Genomic DNA, 19400 nt, shown 5'->3' on the forward strand with positions numbered 1-19400 from the left:
CTCGCGTCCGGATAAGGTTCAGGCCGCGCGCGACGCGCTCTGGTTGGCGGCGTTGGCGTTCGCGTTTTCAGGCAGCGCGGTCGAGCTTTGCGGCAGCGCGAGGCTCAGCACCGACTGTTCGGTCGCGTCCTTGCGCGCGAGCTCGCCGGAAATGCGGCCCTGGCGCATCACGACGATCCGGTCGGACACGCCGAGCACTTCCGGCAATTCCGACGAAATCATCACGATCGCGCAGCCGCGCTCCGCGAGCTGATAGATCACGTTATAGATCTCGTGTTTCGCGCCGACGTCGATGCCGCGTGTCGGTTCGTCGAGAATCACGACTTTCAGATCGGGCTCGGCGAGCCAGCGCGACAGAATCGCCTTCTGCTGGTTGCCGCCCGACAGGAAGCGGATCTTCTGCCGCCGATGCGGCGTCTTGATCTTCAGCAGCTTGATGAAACGATCCGCCGTCTGCGCCTCCTTCTTGCGATCGAGAAACACGCCCGCGCGCAGATAGTGACGGCGGCAGCTGATGTTGATGTTCTCCGCGACGCTCGCCATCGCGACGATGCCCTCTTCCTTGCGATCCTCGGGACACAGCACGATGCCGTGCTTAATCGCCTCGCCCGCGCTGCGCACCTTGATCGGCTTGCCGTCGAGTATGAGTTCGCCGCCCTTGCGATGCTCGGCGCCGTACACCAGATGCATCAGCTCGCTGCGGCCCGCGCCGACGAGTCCGAAGAAGCCGACGATCTCGCCGCGCCGCACCTCGAAGCTCGCCGGCTGCGCGAGCGGATGACCTTCGATCGCCTTCGCCGCGAAACGCACTTCACCGAGCGGCCGCGCCGAATAGCTATAGATGTCCGAAATTTCGCGCCCGACCATCTCGCTGACGATCGTGTCGCGCGACACGCCTTCTAGCGTCGGATGCGACGCGACCTTGCGGCCGTCGCGGAAGATCGTGCACGCGTCGCACAGCTCGTAGATCTCGTCCATGCGGTGCGAGATGTAGATCATCGCGCGGTTGTCGGCGCGCAGATCGCGCACCAGCTTGAACAGCACCTCGGTCTCGCGGTGCGACAGCGAGCTGGTCGGCTCGTCGAGCGCGATCACGCGCGCGTTGCGCATCAGCGCCTTGCAGATTTCGACCATCTGCCGCTGCGCGATCGACAGCTTGCGCAGCTTCGCGTTCGGATCGAGCGCGACGCCCATCGCTGCGAGCCGCTCGCGCACGAAGCGCTTCGCCTCGCGCTTGTTGACCCAGCCGAGCGCATTGGGCAGCTGGCCGAGCAGCAGATTCTCCGCGACCGTGAGGTCGGGCACGTACTGCAGTTCCTGGTGAATCACCGCGATGCCGGCACCGATCGACGCGGCCGCGCTCGGAAAGCGCACCTCGTTGCCGTCGATCATCATGCGGCCCGAATCGGGCTGATACTCGCCGCCGAGAATTTTCAGCAGCGTCGATTTCCCGGCGCCGTTTTCGCCCATCAGGCCGTGCACCTGGCCGACGTTGACGTCGAAGGACACGCCGTCGAGCGCACGCACGCCTGGAAAAACCTTGCCGATATTGTCAAAACGTAGCGTCGCTGACACTTCGCCTCCTTGTCGACCGGAGTTAGCGCTTTAGCGCTTACTCCGGTCCCATGCAAGATATTGCTGCTTCATGTTGACCGTACGCGTATCGCGCGCGATCCGTCTGTCTACCGCAGATCGTCTCTCGCCGCCGGCGCGCCGTCCCCTGCGCCAGGCAGGGAAAGCGACGCGCCGGCTGTGTACTTCATACCACCGCCAGTCTTGCGACTACTTCGACGCGAGGCCCATCTTCTCGCGCACTTCGCCGACGTTGTCGCGCGTCGCCAGCATGCCGGTCGTCAGCGTCAGCAGCGGCGGTTCCTTGCCCTGCGTGATCCACGCGTACATCAGTTCCGAGGTTTCCTCGCCGTGGCGCTTCGGGCTGATGATCACGGTGCCGTAGAAGCCCGTCGGCTGCGGCTTCTTGAACTCGTTCATCGCGGACTCCGAACCGCCGATGCCGATGCCGATCATGTTGTCGGCCTTGAAGCCACGGCCTTCCGCCGCGCGCACCGCGCCGAGCACGCCTTCGTCGTTCAGCGCGTAAGCGACCCAGTGCTTGAACTGCGGGTTCTTCGTCAGCGCGATGTTGGCGGCGTTGAACGCGTTTTCCGTGTCGGTCTTCGCCTGCGGCGCGGTGACGATGTTCGCTTTCGGGAAGCCCGCGGCGACCAGCGCGTCGGTTGCGCCGGTGGTGCGGTCATGCGCGGTCGGCAACTGCTCGTAGGTCACGTCGATCGCGCCGACGTCCTTCATGTCCCAGCCGCGTTTCTTGATTTCAGCCGCGATGCCGTCGCCGACCTGCTTGCCGATGTTATACGCCGAGATGCCCATGTGCGGCACCGCTTCGATCGGCTTGCCCGCGCCGTCGACGAGGCGGTCGTCGACCGTCATCATCTTCAGGCCGTCCGCCTTCGCCTTCGCGACGATGCCCGGCCCGAGCTTGACGTCGGGTGTGCAGATCACGAAGCCCTGTGCCTTCTGCGCGGCGAGGTTATCGATCGCGCTCATCACCTTCTCGCCCGACGGCGCGCCGATCTTCACGAGCGTGAAGCCCTTTTGCTTGGCGGCGATCTCGGCGAACTTCCATTCGTCCTGGAACCAGGGCTCTTCCGGCTGCTTCACGAGGAAGCCGATCTTGACCGTATCGGCGGCCTGAACGACCGGTGCGTTGAAGAGCACACCCGCCGCCGCCGCTGCCAGCGTGAGGAAAATTCTTCGTTTCATGATGCGTGTCTCCTGACTAATTGATAACGAGAAGGTAATCGGCCGCGTCTTCTTGTACCGGTCTGACACACGCGGCCAGCGCGTCGTCCGGTGTTCTGTGCATCTTTTCGCGATGCGAATTCAGTCGTGATACAGCGCCGAGCGTCCGCCATCGACAGTGATGCAGCTCGCGTTGATGAACGGCGCTTCGTCCGACGCGAGGAACACCGCGGTCATCGCCACCTCCTCCGGGCGGCCGATGCGCTTCATCGGCTGCAGATCGAGTGTCGCCTGCTGCGCGGCGGCCGGATCGGACTGCTCGTTCCACCAGTCGTGCGTCAGCTGCGTTTCGATGTAGCCCGGCGCGATCGCGTTCACGCGCACGTTGCGCGGCGCGTACTCGATGCCGAGCGCGCGCGTGAGGCCAATCACGCCATGCTTCGCGACCGGGTACGGAAAGCAGCCCGGAATGATCTTGAACGCGTGCGTCGACGCGATGTTCACGATGCTGCCCGCGCCACGCTCGACCATGCCCGGCAGCACCGCGCGACAGCCGTTCCACACGCCGTCGAGATCGACCGCGAAGCAGCGCCGCCAGTCGGCGTCGGTCATCGTCAGCGGATCGCAGAACACGTTGATGCCCGCGTTGTTGACGAGGATGTCGAGCGCGCCGAACGCGCATTCGCCTTCGCTGACCGCGTGCCGCACCGACGCCGGTTGCGTCACGTCAGTCTGAATCGCGAGCGCGCGCGCGCCGGTGCCAACTTCCGCCTCGATCTGCGCGGCCGTGCGCTGCGCCAGGTCGAGGTCGAGTTCCGCCAGCACGACCGCCGCGCCCTCGCGCGCGAACGCCAGCGCGATCGCCGCGCCGATGCCACGCCCGGCGCCGGTTACTAGAGCGGCTTTGCCGGCGAGGCGGTTCATTTCTTCGCGCCCGCGCGGGCGATCCGCAGACCGTTGATGAACGCCTTCGCATGCGACGCGGTCACCGCCGCGCTCTGGCCCGGCTTGTACAGCGCCGAGCCGAGGCCGAAACCGTTCGCGCCAGCGCTCAGGAACGGCCCCATGTTGTCCGGCGTGACGCCGCCGACCGGCACGAGCGGCACCTGCGCGGCGATCACCGCGCGCCATGCCTTGACGACCTGGCAGCCGAGCTGCTCGGCGGGGAACATCTTCAGCACGTCCGCGCCGTTCTTCAGCGCGATGAACGCCTCGGTCGGCGTCGCGACGCCGGGCGCGCAGGCGAGGCCCCGCGCCTTCGCGGCGATCACGACTTCCGGATCGCTGTGCGGCATCACGATGAGTTCGCCGCCCGCGGCCTTCACGTCGTCCACGAACAGCGGATGCAGCACCGTGCCCGCGCCGACGATCGCGTCGGCCGGCAGCACCTTGCGGATCGCCGAGATGCTGTCGAACGGCTGCGGCGAATTGAGCGGTACTTCGACGATGCGAAAACCGGCTTCGTACAGGGCCTGACCGTGATCGGCCGCGTCGGCGGGCGTGACGCCGCGCAGGATCGCGATCAGCGGACAGGCTTCGAACGCGGCGATCAGACCCGCGTGCGGCATGTACGGTGCGGGCAGATTGATGTGTGGTTGCATGTCGGTTCCTTGTTTCGTGAGCGTCGTAAAGGGCTCTGCCGCCGGTCAGCCTGCGCGCGCCGCCTGGGCGGACGGCCGGACGAGCCCCGCTTCGACGGCGACGCGCCACAGGCCGCGTTCGGTTGCATGCCTGACCGGTTCCGCGCGCAGACAGCCGAATTGCGCGAGCGCGAGGCGGTAGCGCTCGCACAGCGCGTCATTGCCGATCAGCCGCAGACTCTGCTGCGCGAGCGAGCTGCCTTGCTGCGCGAGGACCGCTTCGAGGCCGGTGAGTTCGTGCCCGATCAGCAGGCCCGACAGATAGTCCGGCTGTGCCTCGCTCGACAGCGCGCCGGTCAAGCCGAGCGTGCGCGTGCTGAACACGGTCGCGAGCACGCCTGCCTGGCCCTGCTCGCGCGCGATGTTCACGCCGCGCAGAAATGCTTCGGTATCCGGGCGATCGGGCGTGACCATCGTGCGGCCGAGAATCGTGTGCTCGCGCAGCGCGGCGAACACCTCGCCGGTCATGAACGTATGAAAACGCTCGATGCGCTCCGCCTGCACGACCGCCCATTTCGCGTGCGTGCCGGGCAGGCCGATCAGCGAGCGGGCGTTGCTGTCGACCGAGTTCGCGTCGTGCGCGCCGTCCGCGTCCGCGCTGAGCGCGCCGAAAATTTGCGTCTCCTCGCCGCGCATCACGTTCGGCAATTCACCGCGTTGCAGCACGCCCGGCACGATATGCAGCGTCGCGCCGCGCGCGGTCTGCACGCGGACGATACCGGCCACCAACGCATCGGCGTTCGCGGGTGTCTCGACATACGGCGCTTCGAGCCAGCCCTGCGCGCTGCCGACCATCCCCGCCGCGATCACCGGCACGCCGCGCGCGCGGTCGAGCCATGCGCCGCAGGCGTCGTCGAAGGCGGCGTCGAAGCCGCCCTCGGCCGCGCTACGCGGCAGATTCATGATGCCGGCCGTCGATGCGCGCGTCGCCAGCACGCGGCCGTGCGCGTCGAACAGATAGGCGCGCAGCGACGTCGTGCCCCAGTCGAGCGCGATCAGCGCGGCGTGCGTGAAATCGACGGCGGCGGTATCGGCGGCGGCGGTCGCGTCCGGCTTCACGCCCGAGGTGGGCGCGGCGGGCGCCCGGTGGTCCGCCGGCGTGGCGGTGCCCGCTTGTTTCATCGCTTGATCCTGCGCGTGGCCGGTCGCGGTGCGCGCCAACCGAGTTCTTCCGAAATCGCGCGCGCCTCGCGCTGCACGACCGGAATCAGTTCGTCCATCCGTTCGAGCGGCATATAGGGAATCGTGCTGGCCACCGACAACGCCGCGACGATCGCGCCCGACGCATCGCGCACCGGCGCCGCGACGCAACGGATCGCCGCTTCGTTCTCTTCGAGATCGAACGTGTAGCCGCCGGCCGCGTAGTTCGTCATGCGCTGCAGGAAGGTCGGCGCATCGGGACGGTTGTCCGGCTTGAAGCTGACGCCCGCGAGCGCGCGACGCGACGCGTCGAACAGCGACTGCCATGCGTCCGGCGCGAGGTCGAGCATCATCGCCTTGCCGATGCCGGTCGACGCGAGCGGCATCCGATGGCCGACGCGCGAGCGCATTTCGAGGCCGCGCGTGCCGGGGATCTTGTCGATGTACAGCACGTCGTCGCCGTCGCGCACGCCGAGGTGGATCGTGTCGAGCGTCTGCTCGGCCAGCGACTCGAGGTGCGCACGCGCGACGGCCGTCAGCGGCATCTGTTCGAGCGCGATCGTGCCGAGCTCGATCAGCTTCGGCCCGAGCAGATAGCCGCCCTGCACCTGGCGCAGATAGCGCGCCTGCACGAGGCTGCTGACGAGCCGGTGCGTGGTGCTGCGGGTCGTGCCGAGCGCGGCGCCGAAGCTGCGCAGATCGCGCACACCGGCCGCGGCCGCCTCGAGAATCGCAAGGCCGCGCAACAGCGTCTGCGTGCCGGCCTGCTGCGGCGTGATTTCCAGCAGCGTGACCGGCAGCCCGAGACCGTCGACGGTCGCCGCGCGCGCCACCGGGCGCGACGCCCTCGCGGTAGCGGACGCATTGGCGGCGACATTGGCGGTGACGGCTGAAGCCTCGCGCGGCGCGGAATTCAGCGCCGGATTCGCGGCGCTGTTCGGCCCGCCGTTCGAGCCCTGCGCGGCCTCGGCCGCGCTGGCAGCGGGAGTGGGCATCGCTTTGTTCATGGCGATTCGCCTTCGGATGGTTTCTGCGCTTAGCGCGCGGGGCCGGAGAACAGGGCGGGAACGGGTGCGGCGCCGCGCTCGCGCGGCTGCTGTGGTTGGCTGCCAGACATGGTCGGTCTCGTCTCCGGTTTTTTTCTGTCGCTGTTCGCTGTTTCGGCGCGCTGGGGCGCCGACTCGCGATGCATGTTGGCTTGGATTGTAGGGCGACTTTTGAGAATCACCAATATGTGAATGTTGAGTCCATATAGTGAGATTTTAGTGGGCGATCGAGTGTTTAGCGAACTGTCGCGGTCGCGGTCTGCTGACGCAAAAAAGCCCGCGCGAGGCGGGCTTCGAAGCAGGACAACGGGATCGAGGGCTCTTTCAATCCGGCAATTCGGCCGCGCCCATCCGCCGCGCAATCACGCGCGCGCGTTGCGTGAGATACGCCGAATTCCTGTGTTCATCGAAATACCTGGGGCGTGGCAGCATCACCGCGAGCCGCGCCGACTGCGCGGCCGTGAGCTTGCTCGCCGAGGTCTTGAAGTAGTACTGCGCGGCCGCCTCGGCGCCGTACACGCCGCTGCCCCATTCGACCGAGTTCAGATAGATCTCGAAGATGCGCTGCTTGTCCATCAGCGTTTCGAGCATCCACGTGATGATCAGCTCCTGGCCTTTGCGGATATAGCTTTTCTCGCGCGACAGAAACAGGTTGCGCGCAAGCTGCTGCGAGATCGTCGAGCCGCCGCGCACGATCCGGCCTTGCGCCTTGTTGCGCTCCCACGCCTGCAGGATCGCGTCGGTTTCGTAGCCTTTGTTGTTGACGAAGTTCGCGTCTTCGGACGCGATGATCGCGCGCTTCAGGTTGCGCGAAATCTGCTCGTACGGCACCCACGTTCGCTGCACCGACAGATCCGGCCGGTCCTGCGACAGACGCCATGCGTCCGAGCGCATGAACGCGGTCGAACGCGGATTGACGACGTTCCAGATTGCGATCTGCGCGAAGTAGTACGCCTGCGTCGCGAGCCAGGCGATGGCCACGACCGCGGTCAACCAGGCGAGCCAGCGCAGCGGGCCGGACTGACCGCGCGAACCGCTGGCGCGCCGCGTCGCCCGCGTCGCTGTCATGGTGCGTGCTATCCGCGCGCCGACATTACGCGGGCGACGGCGCCGTCAGCAGCGCGCGCAATTCGGCGAGCACCGGCGCACTGTCCGGACGCACGCCGCGCCACACATGGAACGATTCGGCGGCCTGCTCGACCAGCATGCCGAGTCCGTCGGCGCCGCGCGCGCCGAGTTTCGCCGCGTGCTGCATGAAGATGGTCGGATGCGCGCCGTACATCATGTCGTAGGCGAGCGTGCCGTTGCCGAACGCGCGATCGTCGCACTCGGGCAGCGACGCATCGAGGCTGCCCGCGGTCGCGTTGACGATCACGTCGTACTGGCCCGCTTCGATCGCGCGCGCGCTGCCGCCGGTCAGACGGCAGTGCGCGTCGCTGGCAGCCTGCGCGAACTGGTCGACCAGCGCCTCGGCCTTCTGCGCCGTGCGATTGACGATCGTCAGCGTATGCGGTGCGCGCTCGAGCATTGGCAGCACGACACCGCGCGCGGCCCCGCCCGCGCCGAGCAGCAGGATGCGCGCGCCCTTCAGCGACACGCCGAGATTCACCTCGATGTCGCGCACGAGGCCGAAGCCATCAGTGTTGTCGCCGTAGATGCCGTCGGCGTCGACCCGCAGCGTGTTCACCGCGCCGGCCGCCGCCGCGCGCGGCGACAGCGTGTTCGCGAATGCATGCGCGTCGAGCTTGAACGGCACCGTCACGTTCAGGCCGCGTCCGCCCGCTTCGATGAACGCGCGCACGTGCGGCACGAACGCGTCGAGCGGCGCGAGCAGATGACCGTACTCGACCGGCTCGCCGGTTTGCGCGGCGAAGCGGCCGTGGATGAACGGCGACTTGCTATGCCCGACGGGGTTGCCGATGACCGCGTAGCGCTCGCGCGTTGGGTTGCCGCTCATCGTCCCGGCTCCGTGACGTGTTGGTCGTTGTCGGCGTTGTTCGCGGCGTCGTTGCCGTCGCCGGTCGCCGCGGATTCGTCTGCGCTGGGGTTGTCGTTGGGATTGCCGCCTTCGCCTTCGGCTTCGGCTTCCGCTTCAGCTTCGGCTTCGCTTTCGGCGCTGTCATCGGATGCGTCGAGCAACTCTTCCTCGCTCTCGTCCTCGCCTTCTTCGGCTTCGCCGCCGCTCGTCACGGTCGGTGCATCGAGCACGTGCAACAGACGCACCGACGCTTCGATCGTCAGTTCATCGATCGACATGACTTCCATCTGCAAACGCGTGCCGCGCGCATGCACGCCGAGGCCCGGCACGTGCAGCAGCAGCGGAATTTCCTCGAGACGCACGAGATCGCCCTTCACGACCGACGCGACCACCTGCTTGCGGTTTTCCTGCGTGAGCCAGCGCAGACACCAGAAGTACTCCATGCGACGCTGATAGTCGGCGTACGCGGTGTAGGTGTCGTCGAAGCCTTGCACGACCGCGAACAGATCGGCGTCCTTCGGCTTGAACGGCGCGGCAAGCTTGGCGGTCACGCCATGCTGCACGCACGCGATCAGCTGCCACTGATTCACGAGGTCGACGTAGCGGCGCAGCGGCGACGTGCTCCACGCGTACTGCGTGACGCCGAGCCCTTCGTGCGGCGCGGCGTTGGTCTGCATGCGCGTGCGCTTCGGGCCGCTCGGCACGCCGAACGCGCGCTGCGTGCGATAGATGCCCGGCACGCCGTGATCGTGCAGGAATCCGCCCCACGACGAGTTCGCGAGAATCGCCAGCTCGGCGACGATCGTGTCGAGCGGCGAGCCGCGCCGGCGCGGCGTAATCGTGACATGCTCGCCGTCGACGTAGAAATTGAAGTCGGTATTGCGCTGCACTTCGCGGCGCAGGCCGTAGCCGGCGCGCGCGGTCTGGCGCTTTTCGAACAGCGCTTGCGCGAACGGCCACAGCACGGCGATATCGTCCTTGTGCGGATACTCGCCGGTGCCCTCGGCGAGCGCCTTCTCGGTGACGATTTCGTCGAGCGTGTTGTGGCGCAGATTGTTCTTCACGAACACGCGCTCGGCGCGCGTTTCGCTCGCGACGATCTCCTGCGTCTCGCGATTGACGATCACGTACAGCGACAGCGCCGGCCGATACCCACCCTCGGCAAGCGTGAAGGTGTCGACGACGCTGTCGGGCAGCATCGTGATCTTGTCGCCGGGCATGTAGACCGTCGACAGACGCGCGCGCGCAATCGCATCGACTTCGTCGCCACGCTGGATGCCGAGCGCCGGCGCGGCGATGTGCACGCCGATGCGCACACGGCCGTCGGCCAGATGCTCGACCGAGAACGCGTCGTCGATTTCGGTCGTGGTGATGTCGTCGATCGAGAACGCTTCGACGTCCGCCTGCGGCAGATCGTCGGGCACGTTCGCGGCCGCGACGGACGGGAAGCCGGTGCCGTGCGGGAAGAATTCGGACAGGAACTTCGCTTCGTGCAGCGCGCGAGGCGATGCGATCGCGCCGCATTCGAGCATCAGCCGCGCCTGCGAGATGCCGCGCGCGGCCGCGGCGCCCTCGAGCGCCTTGTACTCGATCGTGTTCTTGTCGGGCTTCGTCAGGAGCGCGAGCCCCTTGCCGCCCGCGAACGCTTCAGGCAGACGGCCTGCCTTCAGCTCTTCCTCGTACTGCGCCTGCACGAGCGCCTGCTGACGCTTGCGCTCGAGGCCCGCGAGCGCCATCTTCAGTTGCTCCTGCGGCGCGCGCTGGTACATGCCGCGGCCCTTGCGGCGGAAGTACACCGGCGAGCCGTGCATGCGCAGCACCAGCGCCGCGCGCTCGATCGCGCCGAAGCTCGCGCCGAAGTACTCGGCGCCCAGCGTCGCGAACGGGAATTCATCGTCCGGCGCGCATTCCCACAGGAAGTCCAGATCGATCTCTTGCGCCAACGCATCGGCCTGCTGCATCAGTTCGGCCGCGGTGGGCTTCTCGAACTCGATCAGCACATCCTTCGCGCGCACCTTCGCGCGCCGCCCGCCCGGCAACTCGACCTGAAACGCGTCGCCCTGGCGCGACAGCACGCTGCCGGCCTTGAAACTGCCCGATTCCTCGAAGAAGACGTTCACTCAATACTCTCGTTCTGACTTGCGTCTGCCGTCGCGCCCGACGCCCTGTGGCGATCGATCACTGCATGCGCGGCACGGCAACCTGTTCGTGATAGTGAATCCGCGGCGCGCACTGCGCGTGCCAGCGGGTTGAATCTTGCGACCAGCGGTGGCGGTCGGTGTGTCTTTCTAATTGACGTCCTGGCAGGGTTCGGTGCCGCCGCCCTTGCGTGCCGTCAGGCCGCTGCGCGCGGCACCGGCGGCTCGACATGTTCGGCGTCGCAAAAGGCCAGCACGTCGCCGAGATACTGCGCGAACTCGCTGATCGCGTGGTCGCTGCCCTCGATCAGCGTGGTGCGCGCGCCCGGATAGTGCGCGAGCATTTCGCGGTAGTCGAGCACTTCGTCGCCGGTGGCTGCCATCAAATAATAGCGTTCGGGCAGCGTGATCGACGCCACGCCGAGCGCGCGCAATTCATCCAGATGATGCGGCTCGACGACGATGCTGCCGCCACCGTGCCACAACGGCTGCTCGCCGAGATACGCGCTCAGGTCGCGCTGCGGCACGACCGCCGGGTTCAGCAGCACGGCCGGCCAGCCGTGTTTCTCGGCCAGATGGGTGGCGAAGTAGCCGCCGAGCGAACTGCCGATCACGGTCACCTGCCGCGCATCGCCCTTCGCGCGTCCGTCGGCGACCAGCGATTCGGCGAGCGCCACGGTCTCGAACGGCGACACCGGCAGCATCGGGCAGCACCACTCGTCGGCGCGGCCCAGTTCGGCGAGACGCGCCGCGAGCAGGCGCGCCTTGAACGAATTCGGCGACGAACGGAAACCGTGCAGATACAGAATCACGACGCGCCTCGCGTCGAAAGACCGTCGAGCAGTTTCTGATGCACCCCGCCGAAGCCGCCGTTGCTCATCACCAGAATCTGGTCGCCGGGGCGCGCCGCGCGGACCACCGCCTTCACGAGCGCGTCGAGGTTGTCGAACGCCTGCGCCTTGCCGTCGAGCGGCGCGAGCGCTTCGCCGAGGTTCCAGCCGAGCGCGTCGCGCCCGCTCGGCGCGCCGTAGCCGAACACGAGATCGGCGTCGGCGAGGCTCGCCGGCAGTTGCGCTTTCATCATGCCGAGCTTCATCGTGTTCGAGCGTGGTTCCAGCACCGCAAGGATTCGCGTGTTGTCGCGGCCGACCCGCGCGCGCAGGCCGGCCACCGTCGTCTCGATCGCGGTGGGGTGATGCGCGAAGTCGTCGTACACGGTCACACCCTCGACGCTGCCACGCACTTCCATGCGGCGCTTCACGTTGCGAAAGCCGGACAGCGACTTCGCGGCCTGCGCGGGCGGCACGCCGACATGGCGCGCGGCGGCGATCGCGGCGAGCGCGTTCAGGCGGTTATGCTCGCCCTGCACCTGCCAGTCGACCACGCCGACGCGCTCGCCGTTGTGATAGACGGCGAAGCGTTCGTCGACGGGCACACCCTGCTCCGCCGCCTGGATCTCCCAGCCGCCCTGGACGCCGAAGCGCTCGACCTCGCTCCAGCAGCCGCGCGTCAGTACGCGCTCGAGCGCGTCCTCGCGACCGTTCGTGACGATGCGGCCCAAGCGTGGCACCGTGCGGATCAGATGATGGAACTGCGTTTCGATCGCGGCGAGATCAGGGAAGATGTCGGCGTGATCGAATTCGAGATTGTTCAGCACCGCCGTTTTCGGGCGGTAATGGACGAACTTCGAGCGTTTGTCGAAGAACGCGGTGTCGTATTCGTCGGCTTCGATCACGAAGAAGCTCGAATCGGTGAGCCGCGCCGACACGCCGAAATTGAGCGGCACACCGCCGATCAGGAAGCCGGGGTTCAGGCCCGCGTCTTCGAGCAGCCAGGTCAGCATCGAGCTCGTGGTGGTCTTGCCGTGCGTGCCGGCCACCGCCAGCACCCATTTGCCGTTCAGCACGTGCTCGCCGAGCCACTGCGGACCGGACACGTACGGCAGGCCGCGGTCCAGAATCGCTTCCATCAGCGGGTTGCCGCGCGTGACCACGTTGCCGATCACGAATAGATCCGCGTTCAGGCCGTTCAGTTGGTCCGCGTCATAACCCTCGATCAGACCGATGCCTTGCGCCTCGAGCTGCGTGCTCATCGGCGGATAGACGCCGGCGTCGCAGCCGGTCACCGTGTGGCCCGCATTGCGCGCGAGCACCGCGAGACCGCCCATGAAGGTGCCGCAGATGCCGAGGATGTGGATATGCATAAGCCTGTCGTGCCGCGGGGGCGTTTCTTGCGAGGGATGAGAGAGCCACAGGACGGTCGGAACGACCGTCTGCAAAGGACGCCTATTGTAACCGACGCGACGCGCGCTGCCCCCTGCCGGCCACGCCCGGCGCCGCCCCGTGCGGGCCGCCGAACCGCGTCGCAGGCTCGATCGAGTATCATGCAAGGATGGTCCGCAAATCACATTTCGACCCGCAGCGCGTGCGCGAGGAAATCGCAATCGCGGCGGCACGCCTGATTGCCGAAGACGGCCTGGATTACGCCAGCGCGAAGCGCAAGGCGGCCCGGCAAGTCGTCGGCGAGACTCGTGTTGCCGGCGAATGGCTGCCGGACAACGATCAGATCGAAGAAGAAATCCGCGAATATCAGTCGCTGTTCCAGAGCGACAGCCAGCCGGCGCTGCTGCGGCGCCTGCGCATGATCGCGGTCGACTGGATGGAGCGGCTCGCGCCGTTCAATCCGTATCTGACGGGCGCGGTGCTCGGCGGTACGGCCGGCGAGCATTCGGATGTGCATCTGCAGGTGTTTTGCGACAACCCGAAGGAAGTCGCGATCTACATGCTCAATGCAAACATCCAGTACGACGTGTCGGAAACGCGCCACTTCGCGGGCCGCGGCTACGTGGAGACGCTGAGCTTTCTGTGGCGCCCCGCGGGCGAGCGCAACGCCGAGCCGGTCGGCATCCACGTCGCGCTGTACGAAACCGACGACCTGCGTGGCGCGGTACGCGCCGACGCGCGCGGCCGCACGGCGCGGGCCAATTTGCCGGCGGTGCAGGCGCTGCTCGACGGCGACGAAGTGCCGTCCTTCACCAATTGATCAGACAGAACGGAGCACGATGAACACGAGACGTATGCTGGCGGGCGCGGTCGTTGCGCTGATTGCCGCGGGCGGCGGCGTACTGGCCAATCACTGGCTCAATCGCGGTTCCGACGTCGCGAACGCGGCGCAGGCCGGAGCGCAGCCTGCCACCTCTGCGAGTCCCGTGCAGCAACTGTGGAGCGCGCCGGTCACGAACGTCGACGGCAAACCGCAGTCGCTGAACCTGCTCAAGGGCCACCCGATCGTCGTCAACTTCTGGGCGTCGTGGTGCGCTCCGTGCGTCGAGGAAATGCCGGCGCTGTCGCAGATCCAGCGCGAGTACGCGAAGAAAGGCGTCCAGTTCGTCGGCCTCGGCGTCGACTCGGAAAAGAACATCCAGACCTTCCTGCAGAAGGTCAAGGTCGCGTACCCCGTCTACGTGACCGGCTTCGGCGGCGCCGACCTCGCGCGCGCGTTCGGCAACAATGCGGGCGGTTTGCCGTTTACCGTCGTGATCGACGCAAAAGGCAACATCCGCTCGACAAAATTGGGCCAGATCGACCCGACGGCGCTGCGTCAGACGCTCGACGCGCTGTAAATTCCCCGATTTCCCACGCTGCGCTTTTTGGCATGCGATTCCGTGCAGAACGAGCAAAAATACACGGATAATTCCCGAATTTGAGTGAAGTTGGACCCAAGGCTGCGCCGCGGCCCGCGCCGGCCGTCGCCGCGTACGCGCGCGAAACTAGACAAGTTTCTCTAATCAGCGCTAAAGTGCGCGCAATTCCACGGAAAAAGAAGCGACCATGACGCGACTGCTGGTACTGCACGGACCCAACCTCAATCTTCTCGGCAGCCGGGAACCCGAGGTCTACGGTCGCGTGACCCTGCCGCAGATCGATCAGGCGCTGGTGGACCGCGCAGCCGACGCAGGCGTCGAACTCGCGTCGTTTCAGAGCAATCACGAAGGCGCACTGGTCGACCGTATTCAGGCGGCCCGCACCGAGCAAACCGATTTCATCCTGATCAATCCCGCCGCGTACACACACACGAGCGTGGCCATTCGCGACGCACTGGCGGGGGTCGGCATCCCGTTCGTCGAGATTCATCTGTCGAACGTGCATCGCCGCGAACCGTTCCGGCATCACTCGTATTTCTCCGACCAGGCTGAGGGCGTCATTTGCGGCCTCGGCTGGAAGGGGTATCTGTACGCGCTCGAATTCGCGCTCGACCGGCTCGCGGCCGGGTCGTCGCGCGGCTGAATCCAAACACGTCCAATTTGAGCCGGCTACTGCGACTTGTACACGCCGGCACACTACGCATTGAAAGGGGCAACCTGATGGATCTACGTAAACTCAAAACTCTGATCGACCTCGTCTCGGAGTCCGGTATTTCCGAACTCGAAGTGACCGAGGGCGAAGGCAAGGTCCGCATCGTCAAGAATGCGCCGCCGGTTTACGTCCAACCGTCCGTCTCATACGCCGCACCGCAATTCGCACAACCGGCGCCGTTCGGCGCTGTCGAAGCACCGGCAGCCCCCGCGGGCGCTCCGGCCACGCCGGCCGCCGCCGCGCCGCAGGGTCACGTCGTTACCTCGCCGATGGTCGGCACGTTCTACCGCGCGCCGTCGCCGGGCGCCGATCCGTTCGTGCAGGTCGGTGACACGGTCAAGGAAGGCCAGACCATCTGCATCATCGAAGCGATGAAGCTGCTCAACGAGATCGAGTCGGACAAGTCCGGCGTGGTCAAGGAAATCCTCGTCGAAAACGGCCAGGCGGTCGAATACGGCCAACCGCTGTTCGTGGTCGGCTAACGCGGCACGCACTATTTGCCGCCCGCGCGCCGCTCGTCCCGAGGCGCGCGACCGATCCTCTGCGGCAGCCGGCGTCGTGACCGACCCGGCGCCCATTGATGAGTCGAAAACCCGCTATGTTTGAAAAAATCCTCATTGCCAATCGTGGCGAGATCGCGCTTCGTATCCAGCGCGCCTGCCGCGAGCTCGGCGTCAAGACGGTCGTCGTCTATTCGGAAGCCGACAAGGAAGCCAAGTACGTGAAGCTCGCCGACGAGGCGGTCTGCATCGGCCCGGCACCGTCGAATCTGAGTTATCTGAACATGCCCGCGCTGATCAGCGCGGCCGAAGTCACCGACGCCGAAGCGATCCACCCCGGCTACGGCTTCCTGTCGGAGAACGCCGACTTCGCCGAGCGCGTCGAGCAGTCCGGCTTTACCTTCATCGGCCCGCGTCCGGAAACGATCCGCATGATGGGCGACAAGGTCACGGCCAAGCAGACCATGATCAAGACCGGCGTGCCTTGCGTGCCGGGTTCGGAAGGCGCGCTGCCGGACGATCCGAAGGAGATCGTAAAGATCGCCCGCCAGGTCGGCTATCCGGTCATCATCAAGGCGGCTGGCGGCGGCGGCGGCCGCGGCATGCGCGTGGTCCACACGGAAGCGGCGCTCGTCAACGCGGTCATCATGACCCGCGAGGAAGCCGGCCGCGCGTTCGGCAACCCGCAGGTCTACATGGAGAAATTCCTCGAGAACCCGCGGCACATCGAAATCCAGGTGCTGGCCGACTCGTTCAAGAACGCCGTGTGGCTCGGCGAGCGCGACTGCTCGATGCAACGCCGTCACCAGAAGGTGATCGAGGAAGCGCCGGCGCCGGGCATCGCGCGCCGTCTGATCGACCGCATCGGCGATCGTTGCGCGGACGCGTGCAAGAAGATGGGCTATCTCGGCGCGGGTACCTTCGAGTTCCTGTATGAGAACGGCGAGTTCTACTTCATCGAGATGAACACGCGCGTGCAGGTCGAGCATCCGGTGACCGAATCTGATCACCGGTGTCGACATCGTGCAGGAACAGATCCGCATCGCGGCCGGCGAGAAGCTCACGTTCCGTCAGCGCGACATCCAGTTCCGCGGCCATGCGATCGAATGCCGGATCAACGCCGAAGATCCGTTCAAGTTCACGCCGTCACCGGGACGCCTGACCTCGTGGCATATGCCGGGCGGTCCCGGCATCCGCGTCGATTCGCACGCCTACAATGGTTATTTCGTGCCGCCGAACTACGATTCGATGATCGGCAAGCTGATCGCTTACGGCGCCACGCGCGAACAGGCGATCATGCGGATGCGCATCGCGCTGTCGGAAATGGTGGTCGAAGGTATTCAGACCAACATCCCGCTGCACCGTGAGCTGATGCTCGACGCGAAGTTCGTCGAAGGCGGCACCAGCATCCACTACCTCGAAAACCGGCTGGCCGCGCGTCAGCAGGTCGCGGAAGAAGCGTAAGTCATGAGCTATCGGGAACTGGTTGCCGAACTGGCGCGCGAGCACGCGGAGGAGTTGTCCGACGCGCTGCTCGAGCTGGGCGCGCTGTCGGTGTCGGTCGAAGACGCCGACGCCGACACGCCCGACGAGCAGCCGCTGTTCGGCGAGCCCGGCCTCACGCCGGATCGCACGGCATGGCAGCATTCGCGCGTGATCGCGCTGCTCGCGCCGGAACACGATCCGGCCGTGCTGCTGACCGCCGCGGCCAACGAGATCGGACTCGATGCCGCGCCGGCATATACCGTGCGCGAGGTCGAGGAGCAGGACTGGGTGCGGCTCACGCAGTCGCAGTTCGATCCGATCCAGATCGGCGAGCGCATCTGGGTCGTGCCGTCGTGGCACGATGCGCCGGACCCCGAGGCGCTCGTGCTCGAACTCGATCCGGGTCTCGCGTTCGGCACCGGCAGCCACCCCACCACGCGTCTGTGCATGGAGTGGATCGAGCAGTCGATCAAGCCCGGCCAGTCCGTGCTCGACTACGGCTGCGGCTCGGGCATCCTCGCGATTCTCGCGAAGAAGTGCGGCGCCGATCCGGTGATCGGCATCGATATCGATCCGCAGGCGGTCGAATCGGCGCGTCACAATAGCGAACGCAATCACGCCGAAGTCACCTATGGCCTGCCCGACGCCTGTCCGGCCGGCCAATTCGACGTCGTGGTCGCGAACATTCTCTCCAATCCGCTCAAGCTGATGGCGTCGATGCTGTCGTCGAAGGTGAAGCCGGGCGGCCACATCGCGCTGTCGGGCATTCTCGCCCGCCAGGCCGAGGAGGTCGCGCAGGTCTACGCGCGCTGGATCGATATCAGCGTGTGGCGCGAACATGAAGGTTGGGTGTGCCTCGCCGGAACGCGCCGCGAAAGCAATTAGAATAAGGCGTATTGTCAACCTAACGGCCTCAGGCTTAACGGCTCGATATGCACCTGGCGACGCGTTGCCCCTTCTGCGAAACTGTCTTCCTTCTGCAACCGGCGCAGCTTGCGCAGCGCCGCGGCCTCGTGCGGTGCGGGCATTGCCAGGAAGTCTTCGACGCGTCGAGCAGTCTGTTCGACGTCTCCGAAGGCGGCGATTTTTCCACGGCCAAACCGGTTGCCGCCGCGGCGGCAATCGAAGCGCTGTCGGGTGTGCGGCAACCCAACCCGGACTTCAGCGGGGTCGCGTGGGACCCATGGGCGCCGGCTTCGGAACAAGACTCCACCAGCATTTCCCGCAGCACGCTCGATGCCCGTTTGCGCGACCACGCGAGCAGCGTGCCGCTCGCGCCGCTGCCGCCTGGCGGCAACGAGCACGCACCCGTCACATCGGGCACTCCTCGCCAGGTGACCGAACCGGAATTGCGCGCCGGCGCTTTCACGGCACCGCTACCCGCGGACGATGAGCCGACGCTGGCCGATGCGCCGCTCGAACCCTTCGCCTATCCCGCCGACAACGCGGTCGATGAACCACCTGTTGTCCCGCCCACCGCGCCTGCTTCCCCACCGCGAGTCGAAGACGAAGCGCCGCGCGTCTGGCACAAGATCGAACGCCCGGAGCCGTCCACGCTCGATGAACCGGCGCTGCGCGAACCAGCAAGTCTGCATGGCATGCCCGACAACGAGCCGCACTTCGGCCCGGTCGGTGGGGGCGTGGGCGGCTTCGGCGCCGCCGCAGGCATGGCTGCCGCAGGTGCTTCGGGCGCCGGCGGTCCCGGCGGCCCGCGCCCGCCGGCCGGTCCGTCGCTCGCCCCATCGAGCGGCGAGCCATTCTCGGTCAATCCGCCCGTCAGCGATGGCGACGATCCGTTCCCGGTCGTGCGCGAAACCCGCCCGGTGGACGCCGGACGCGTCGGCTGGATCGTCGCCGGTGTGGTGCTCGCCGCACTGCTCGTCATTGCGCTGCTCGCGCAACTCGCGTGGTGGCAACGCGAGACCGTGATGGTGAACCTGCCGCGCTCGCAGATCCTGTACGCGCAGGCCTGCGCGCGTCTCGGCTGTCAGCTGACGCCGCCGCACGATATCGAAGGCCTGCTGGTCGAGCCCTCCGATCTGCGGCAGATCGACGGCCCGCACAAGCTCGAGTTGAAGATGCCGCTGCACAACCGCCTGAACATCGCGCTCGCCTACCCCGCGATCGAACTCACGCTGCTCGACGATCAGAACAACGTCGCCGTGCGGCGCGTGCTGTGGCCGCAGGATTACGTGCCGCCCGGCACCGTGATCGCGTCCGGCCTGCCCGCGCACGCGACGCAGACGATGATCGTGCACCTCGACACCGGCAGCGCGATTGCCTCCAATTTTCGCGTACAGATTTTTTATCCGTAACGCACCCTCGCGCGCCCGCTCCCGAGCGGGCGCATCATTGTCA

The 19400-nt window shown here is 66.6% G+C and carries 17 protein-coding genes and 1 pseudogene; 7 read left to right on the top strand and 11 right to left on the bottom strand.

Features of this window, described 5'->3' with window-relative positions; genetic code table 11:
• Positions 1 to 18: 18 nt before the first annotated feature.
• The 11 genes from araG to mpl all read right to left on the bottom strand — a co-directional run bounded on the left by araG (position 19) and on the right by mpl (position 12905).
• Complete coding sequence (araG, locus tag OKW40_RS14050) at positions 19 to 1575, bottom strand: L-arabinose ABC transporter ATP-binding protein AraG (protein WP_429356157.1); 1557 nt, start codon at positions 1573 to 1575, stop codon at positions 19 to 21.
• Positions 1576 to 1782: 207 nt separating this feature from the next.
• A complete protein-coding gene (locus tag OKW40_RS14055) occupies positions 1783 to 2781 on the bottom strand; it encodes an arabinose ABC transporter substrate-binding protein (protein WP_184058495.1) in 999 nt (332 codons plus the stop codon).
• 120 nt (positions 2782 to 2901) lie between these two features.
• A complete protein-coding gene (locus OKW40_RS14060; protein WP_429408295.1) occupies positions 2902 to 3684 on the bottom strand; it encodes an SDR family oxidoreductase in 783 nt (260 codons plus the stop codon).
• A complete protein-coding gene (locus tag OKW40_RS14065; RefSeq protein ID WP_429356159.1) occupies positions 3681 to 4361 on the bottom strand; it encodes a 2-dehydro-3-deoxy-6-phosphogalactonate aldolase in 681 nt (226 codons plus the stop codon). The genes OKW40_RS14060 and OKW40_RS14065 overlap by 4 nt, the downstream gene beginning before the upstream one ends.
• A gap of 45 nt (positions 4362 to 4406) precedes the next feature.
• Entirely contained in the window at positions 4407 to 5522 is a 1116-nt protein-coding gene (locus tag OKW40_RS14070; RefSeq protein ID WP_184058501.1) for a 2-dehydro-3-deoxygalactonokinase, read from the bottom strand.
• On the bottom strand, positions 5519 to 6547 hold the full coding sequence (locus OKW40_RS14075; protein WP_429356161.1) for an IclR family transcriptional regulator: 1029 nt from the start codon (positions 6545 to 6547) through the stop codon (positions 5519 to 5521). The genes OKW40_RS14070 and OKW40_RS14075 overlap by 4 nt, the downstream gene beginning before the upstream one ends.
• 363 nt (positions 6548 to 6910) lie before the next feature.
• Positions 6911 to 7654: a monofunctional biosynthetic peptidoglycan transglycosylase gene (gene mtgA / locus OKW40_RS14080; protein ID WP_429490232.1), complete on the bottom strand. Its 744-nt coding sequence runs from the start codon at positions 7652 to 7654 to the stop codon at positions 6911 to 6913.
• Positions 7655 to 7679: 25 nt separating this feature from the next.
• Positions 7680 to 8543 (bottom strand): shikimate dehydrogenase, encoded by an 864-nt coding sequence (gene aroE / locus OKW40_RS14085; RefSeq protein WP_429490234.1) that lies wholly within the window; start codon positions 8541 to 8543, stop codon positions 7680 to 7682.
• Complete coding sequence (locus OKW40_RS14090) at positions 8540 to 10684, bottom strand: ribonuclease catalytic domain-containing protein (protein ID WP_429490236.1); 2145 nt, start codon at positions 10682 to 10684, stop codon at positions 8540 to 8542. Before OKW40_RS14090 ends, aroE begins: the two co-directional genes overlap by 4 nt.
• Positions 10685 to 10899: 215 nt before the next feature.
• A complete protein-coding gene (locus OKW40_RS14095) occupies positions 10900 to 11514 on the bottom strand; it encodes a YqiA/YcfP family alpha/beta fold hydrolase (RefSeq protein WP_429490238.1) in 615 nt (204 codons plus the stop codon).
• Positions 11511 to 12905, bottom strand: a complete 1395-nt coding sequence (gene mpl, locus OKW40_RS14100) for a UDP-N-acetylmuramate:L-alanyl-gamma-D-glutamyl-meso-diaminopimelate ligase (RefSeq protein ID WP_429490240.1) — start codon at positions 12903 to 12905, stop codon at positions 11511 to 11513. Before mpl ends, OKW40_RS14095 begins: the two co-directional genes overlap by 4 nt.
• A gap of 188 nt (positions 12906 to 13093) precedes the next feature.
• Between mpl and OKW40_RS14105 the strand changes: the two genes are divergently transcribed.
• From OKW40_RS14105 to OKW40_RS14135, 7 genes and pseudogenes are all read left to right on the top strand, one after another.
• A complete protein-coding gene (locus tag OKW40_RS14105) occupies positions 13094 to 13744 on the top strand; it encodes a UDP-N-acetylmuramate--alanine ligase (protein ID WP_090801898.1) in 651 nt (216 codons plus the stop codon).
• A 19-nt stretch (positions 13745 to 13763) separates the two neighbouring features.
• Complete coding sequence (locus tag OKW40_RS14110; RefSeq protein WP_429490241.1) at positions 13764 to 14324, top strand: TlpA family protein disulfide reductase; 561 nt, start codon at positions 13764 to 13766, stop codon at positions 14322 to 14324.
• Positions 14325 to 14532: 208 nt separating this feature from the next.
• Complete coding sequence (gene aroQ, locus OKW40_RS14115; protein WP_184058517.1) at positions 14533 to 14988, top strand: type II 3-dehydroquinate dehydratase; 456 nt, start codon at positions 14533 to 14535, stop codon at positions 14986 to 14988.
• A 77-nt stretch (positions 14989 to 15065) separates the two neighbouring features.
• Entirely contained in the window at positions 15066 to 15539 is a 474-nt protein-coding gene (gene accB, locus OKW40_RS14120) for an acetyl-CoA carboxylase biotin carboxyl carrier protein (RefSeq protein ID WP_184058519.1), read from the top strand.
• Between the two features lie 116 nt (positions 15540 to 15655).
• Positions 15656 to 17021 (top strand): annotated as a pseudogene (gene accC, locus OKW40_RS14125) (acetyl-CoA carboxylase biotin carboxylase subunit).
• A gap of 3 nt (positions 17022 to 17024) precedes the next feature.
• Entirely contained in the window at positions 17025 to 17927 is a 903-nt protein-coding gene (gene prmA / locus OKW40_RS14130; RefSeq protein WP_429490244.1) for a 50S ribosomal protein L11 methyltransferase, read from the top strand.
• 47 nt (positions 17928 to 17974) lie between these two features.
• Positions 17975 to 19357: a zinc-ribbon and DUF3426 domain-containing protein gene (locus OKW40_RS14135; RefSeq protein ID WP_429490245.1), complete on the top strand. Its 1383-nt coding sequence runs from the start codon at positions 17975 to 17977 to the stop codon at positions 19355 to 19357.
• Positions 19358 to 19400: the final 43 nt, after the last annotated feature.

The organism is Paraburkholderia sp. RAU6.4a (assembly GCF_050435625.1).
Taxonomy (GTDB): domain Bacteria; phylum Pseudomonadota; class Gammaproteobacteria; order Burkholderiales; family Burkholderiaceae; genus Paraburkholderia; species Paraburkholderia tuberum.

Excerpts from the sequence above, each read along its gene's own strand:
- OKW40_RS14135 (WP_429490245.1), top strand. The coding sequence starts at position 17,975 with ATGCACCTGGCGACGCGTTGCCCCTTCTGCGAAACTGTCTTCCTTCTG.
- OKW40_RS14105 (WP_090801898.1), top strand. The coding sequence starts at position 13,094 with ATGGTCCGCAAATCACATTTCGACCCGCAGCGCGTGCGCGAGGAAATC.
- aroE (WP_429490234.1), bottom strand. The coding sequence starts at position 8,543 with ATGAGCGGCAACCCAACGCGCGAGCGCTACGCGGTCATCGGCAACCCC.
- prmA (WP_429490244.1), top strand. The coding sequence starts at position 17,025 with ATGAGCTATCGGGAACTGGTTGCCGAACTGGCGCGCGAGCACGCGGAG.
- aroQ (WP_184058517.1), top strand. The coding sequence starts at position 14,533 with ATGACGCGACTGCTGGTACTGCACGGACCCAACCTCAATCTTCTCGGC.
- OKW40_RS14110 (WP_429490241.1), top strand. The coding sequence starts at position 13,764 with ATGAACACGAGACGTATGCTGGCGGGCGCGGTCGTTGCGCTGATTGCC.
- mpl (WP_429490240.1), bottom strand. The coding sequence starts at position 12,905 with ATGCATATCCACATCCTCGGCATCTGCGGCACCTTCATGGGCGGTCTC.
- OKW40_RS14075 (WP_429356161.1), bottom strand. The coding sequence starts at position 6,547 with ATGAACAAAGCGATGCCCACTCCCGCTGCCAGCGCGGCCGAGGCCGCG.
- OKW40_RS14065 (WP_429356159.1), bottom strand. The coding sequence starts at position 4,361 with ATGCAACCACACATCAATCTGCCCGCACCGTACATGCCGCACGCGGGT.
- mtgA (WP_429490232.1), bottom strand. The coding sequence starts at position 7,654 with ATGACAGCGACGCGGGCGACGCGGCGCGCCAGCGGTTCGCGCGGTCAG.
- OKW40_RS14055 (WP_184058495.1), bottom strand. The coding sequence starts at position 2,781 with ATGAAACGAAGAATTTTCCTCACGCTGGCAGCGGCGGCGGCGGGTGTG.
- OKW40_RS14070 (WP_184058501.1), bottom strand. The coding sequence starts at position 5,522 with ATGAAACAAGCGGGCACCGCCACGCCGGCGGACCACCGGGCGCCCGCC.
- OKW40_RS14060 (WP_429408295.1), bottom strand. The coding sequence starts at position 3,684 with ATGAACCGCCTCGCCGGCAAAGCCGCTCTAGTAACCGGCGCCGGGCGT.
- accB (WP_184058519.1), top strand. The coding sequence starts at position 15,066 with ATGGATCTACGTAAACTCAAAACTCTGATCGACCTCGTCTCGGAGTCC.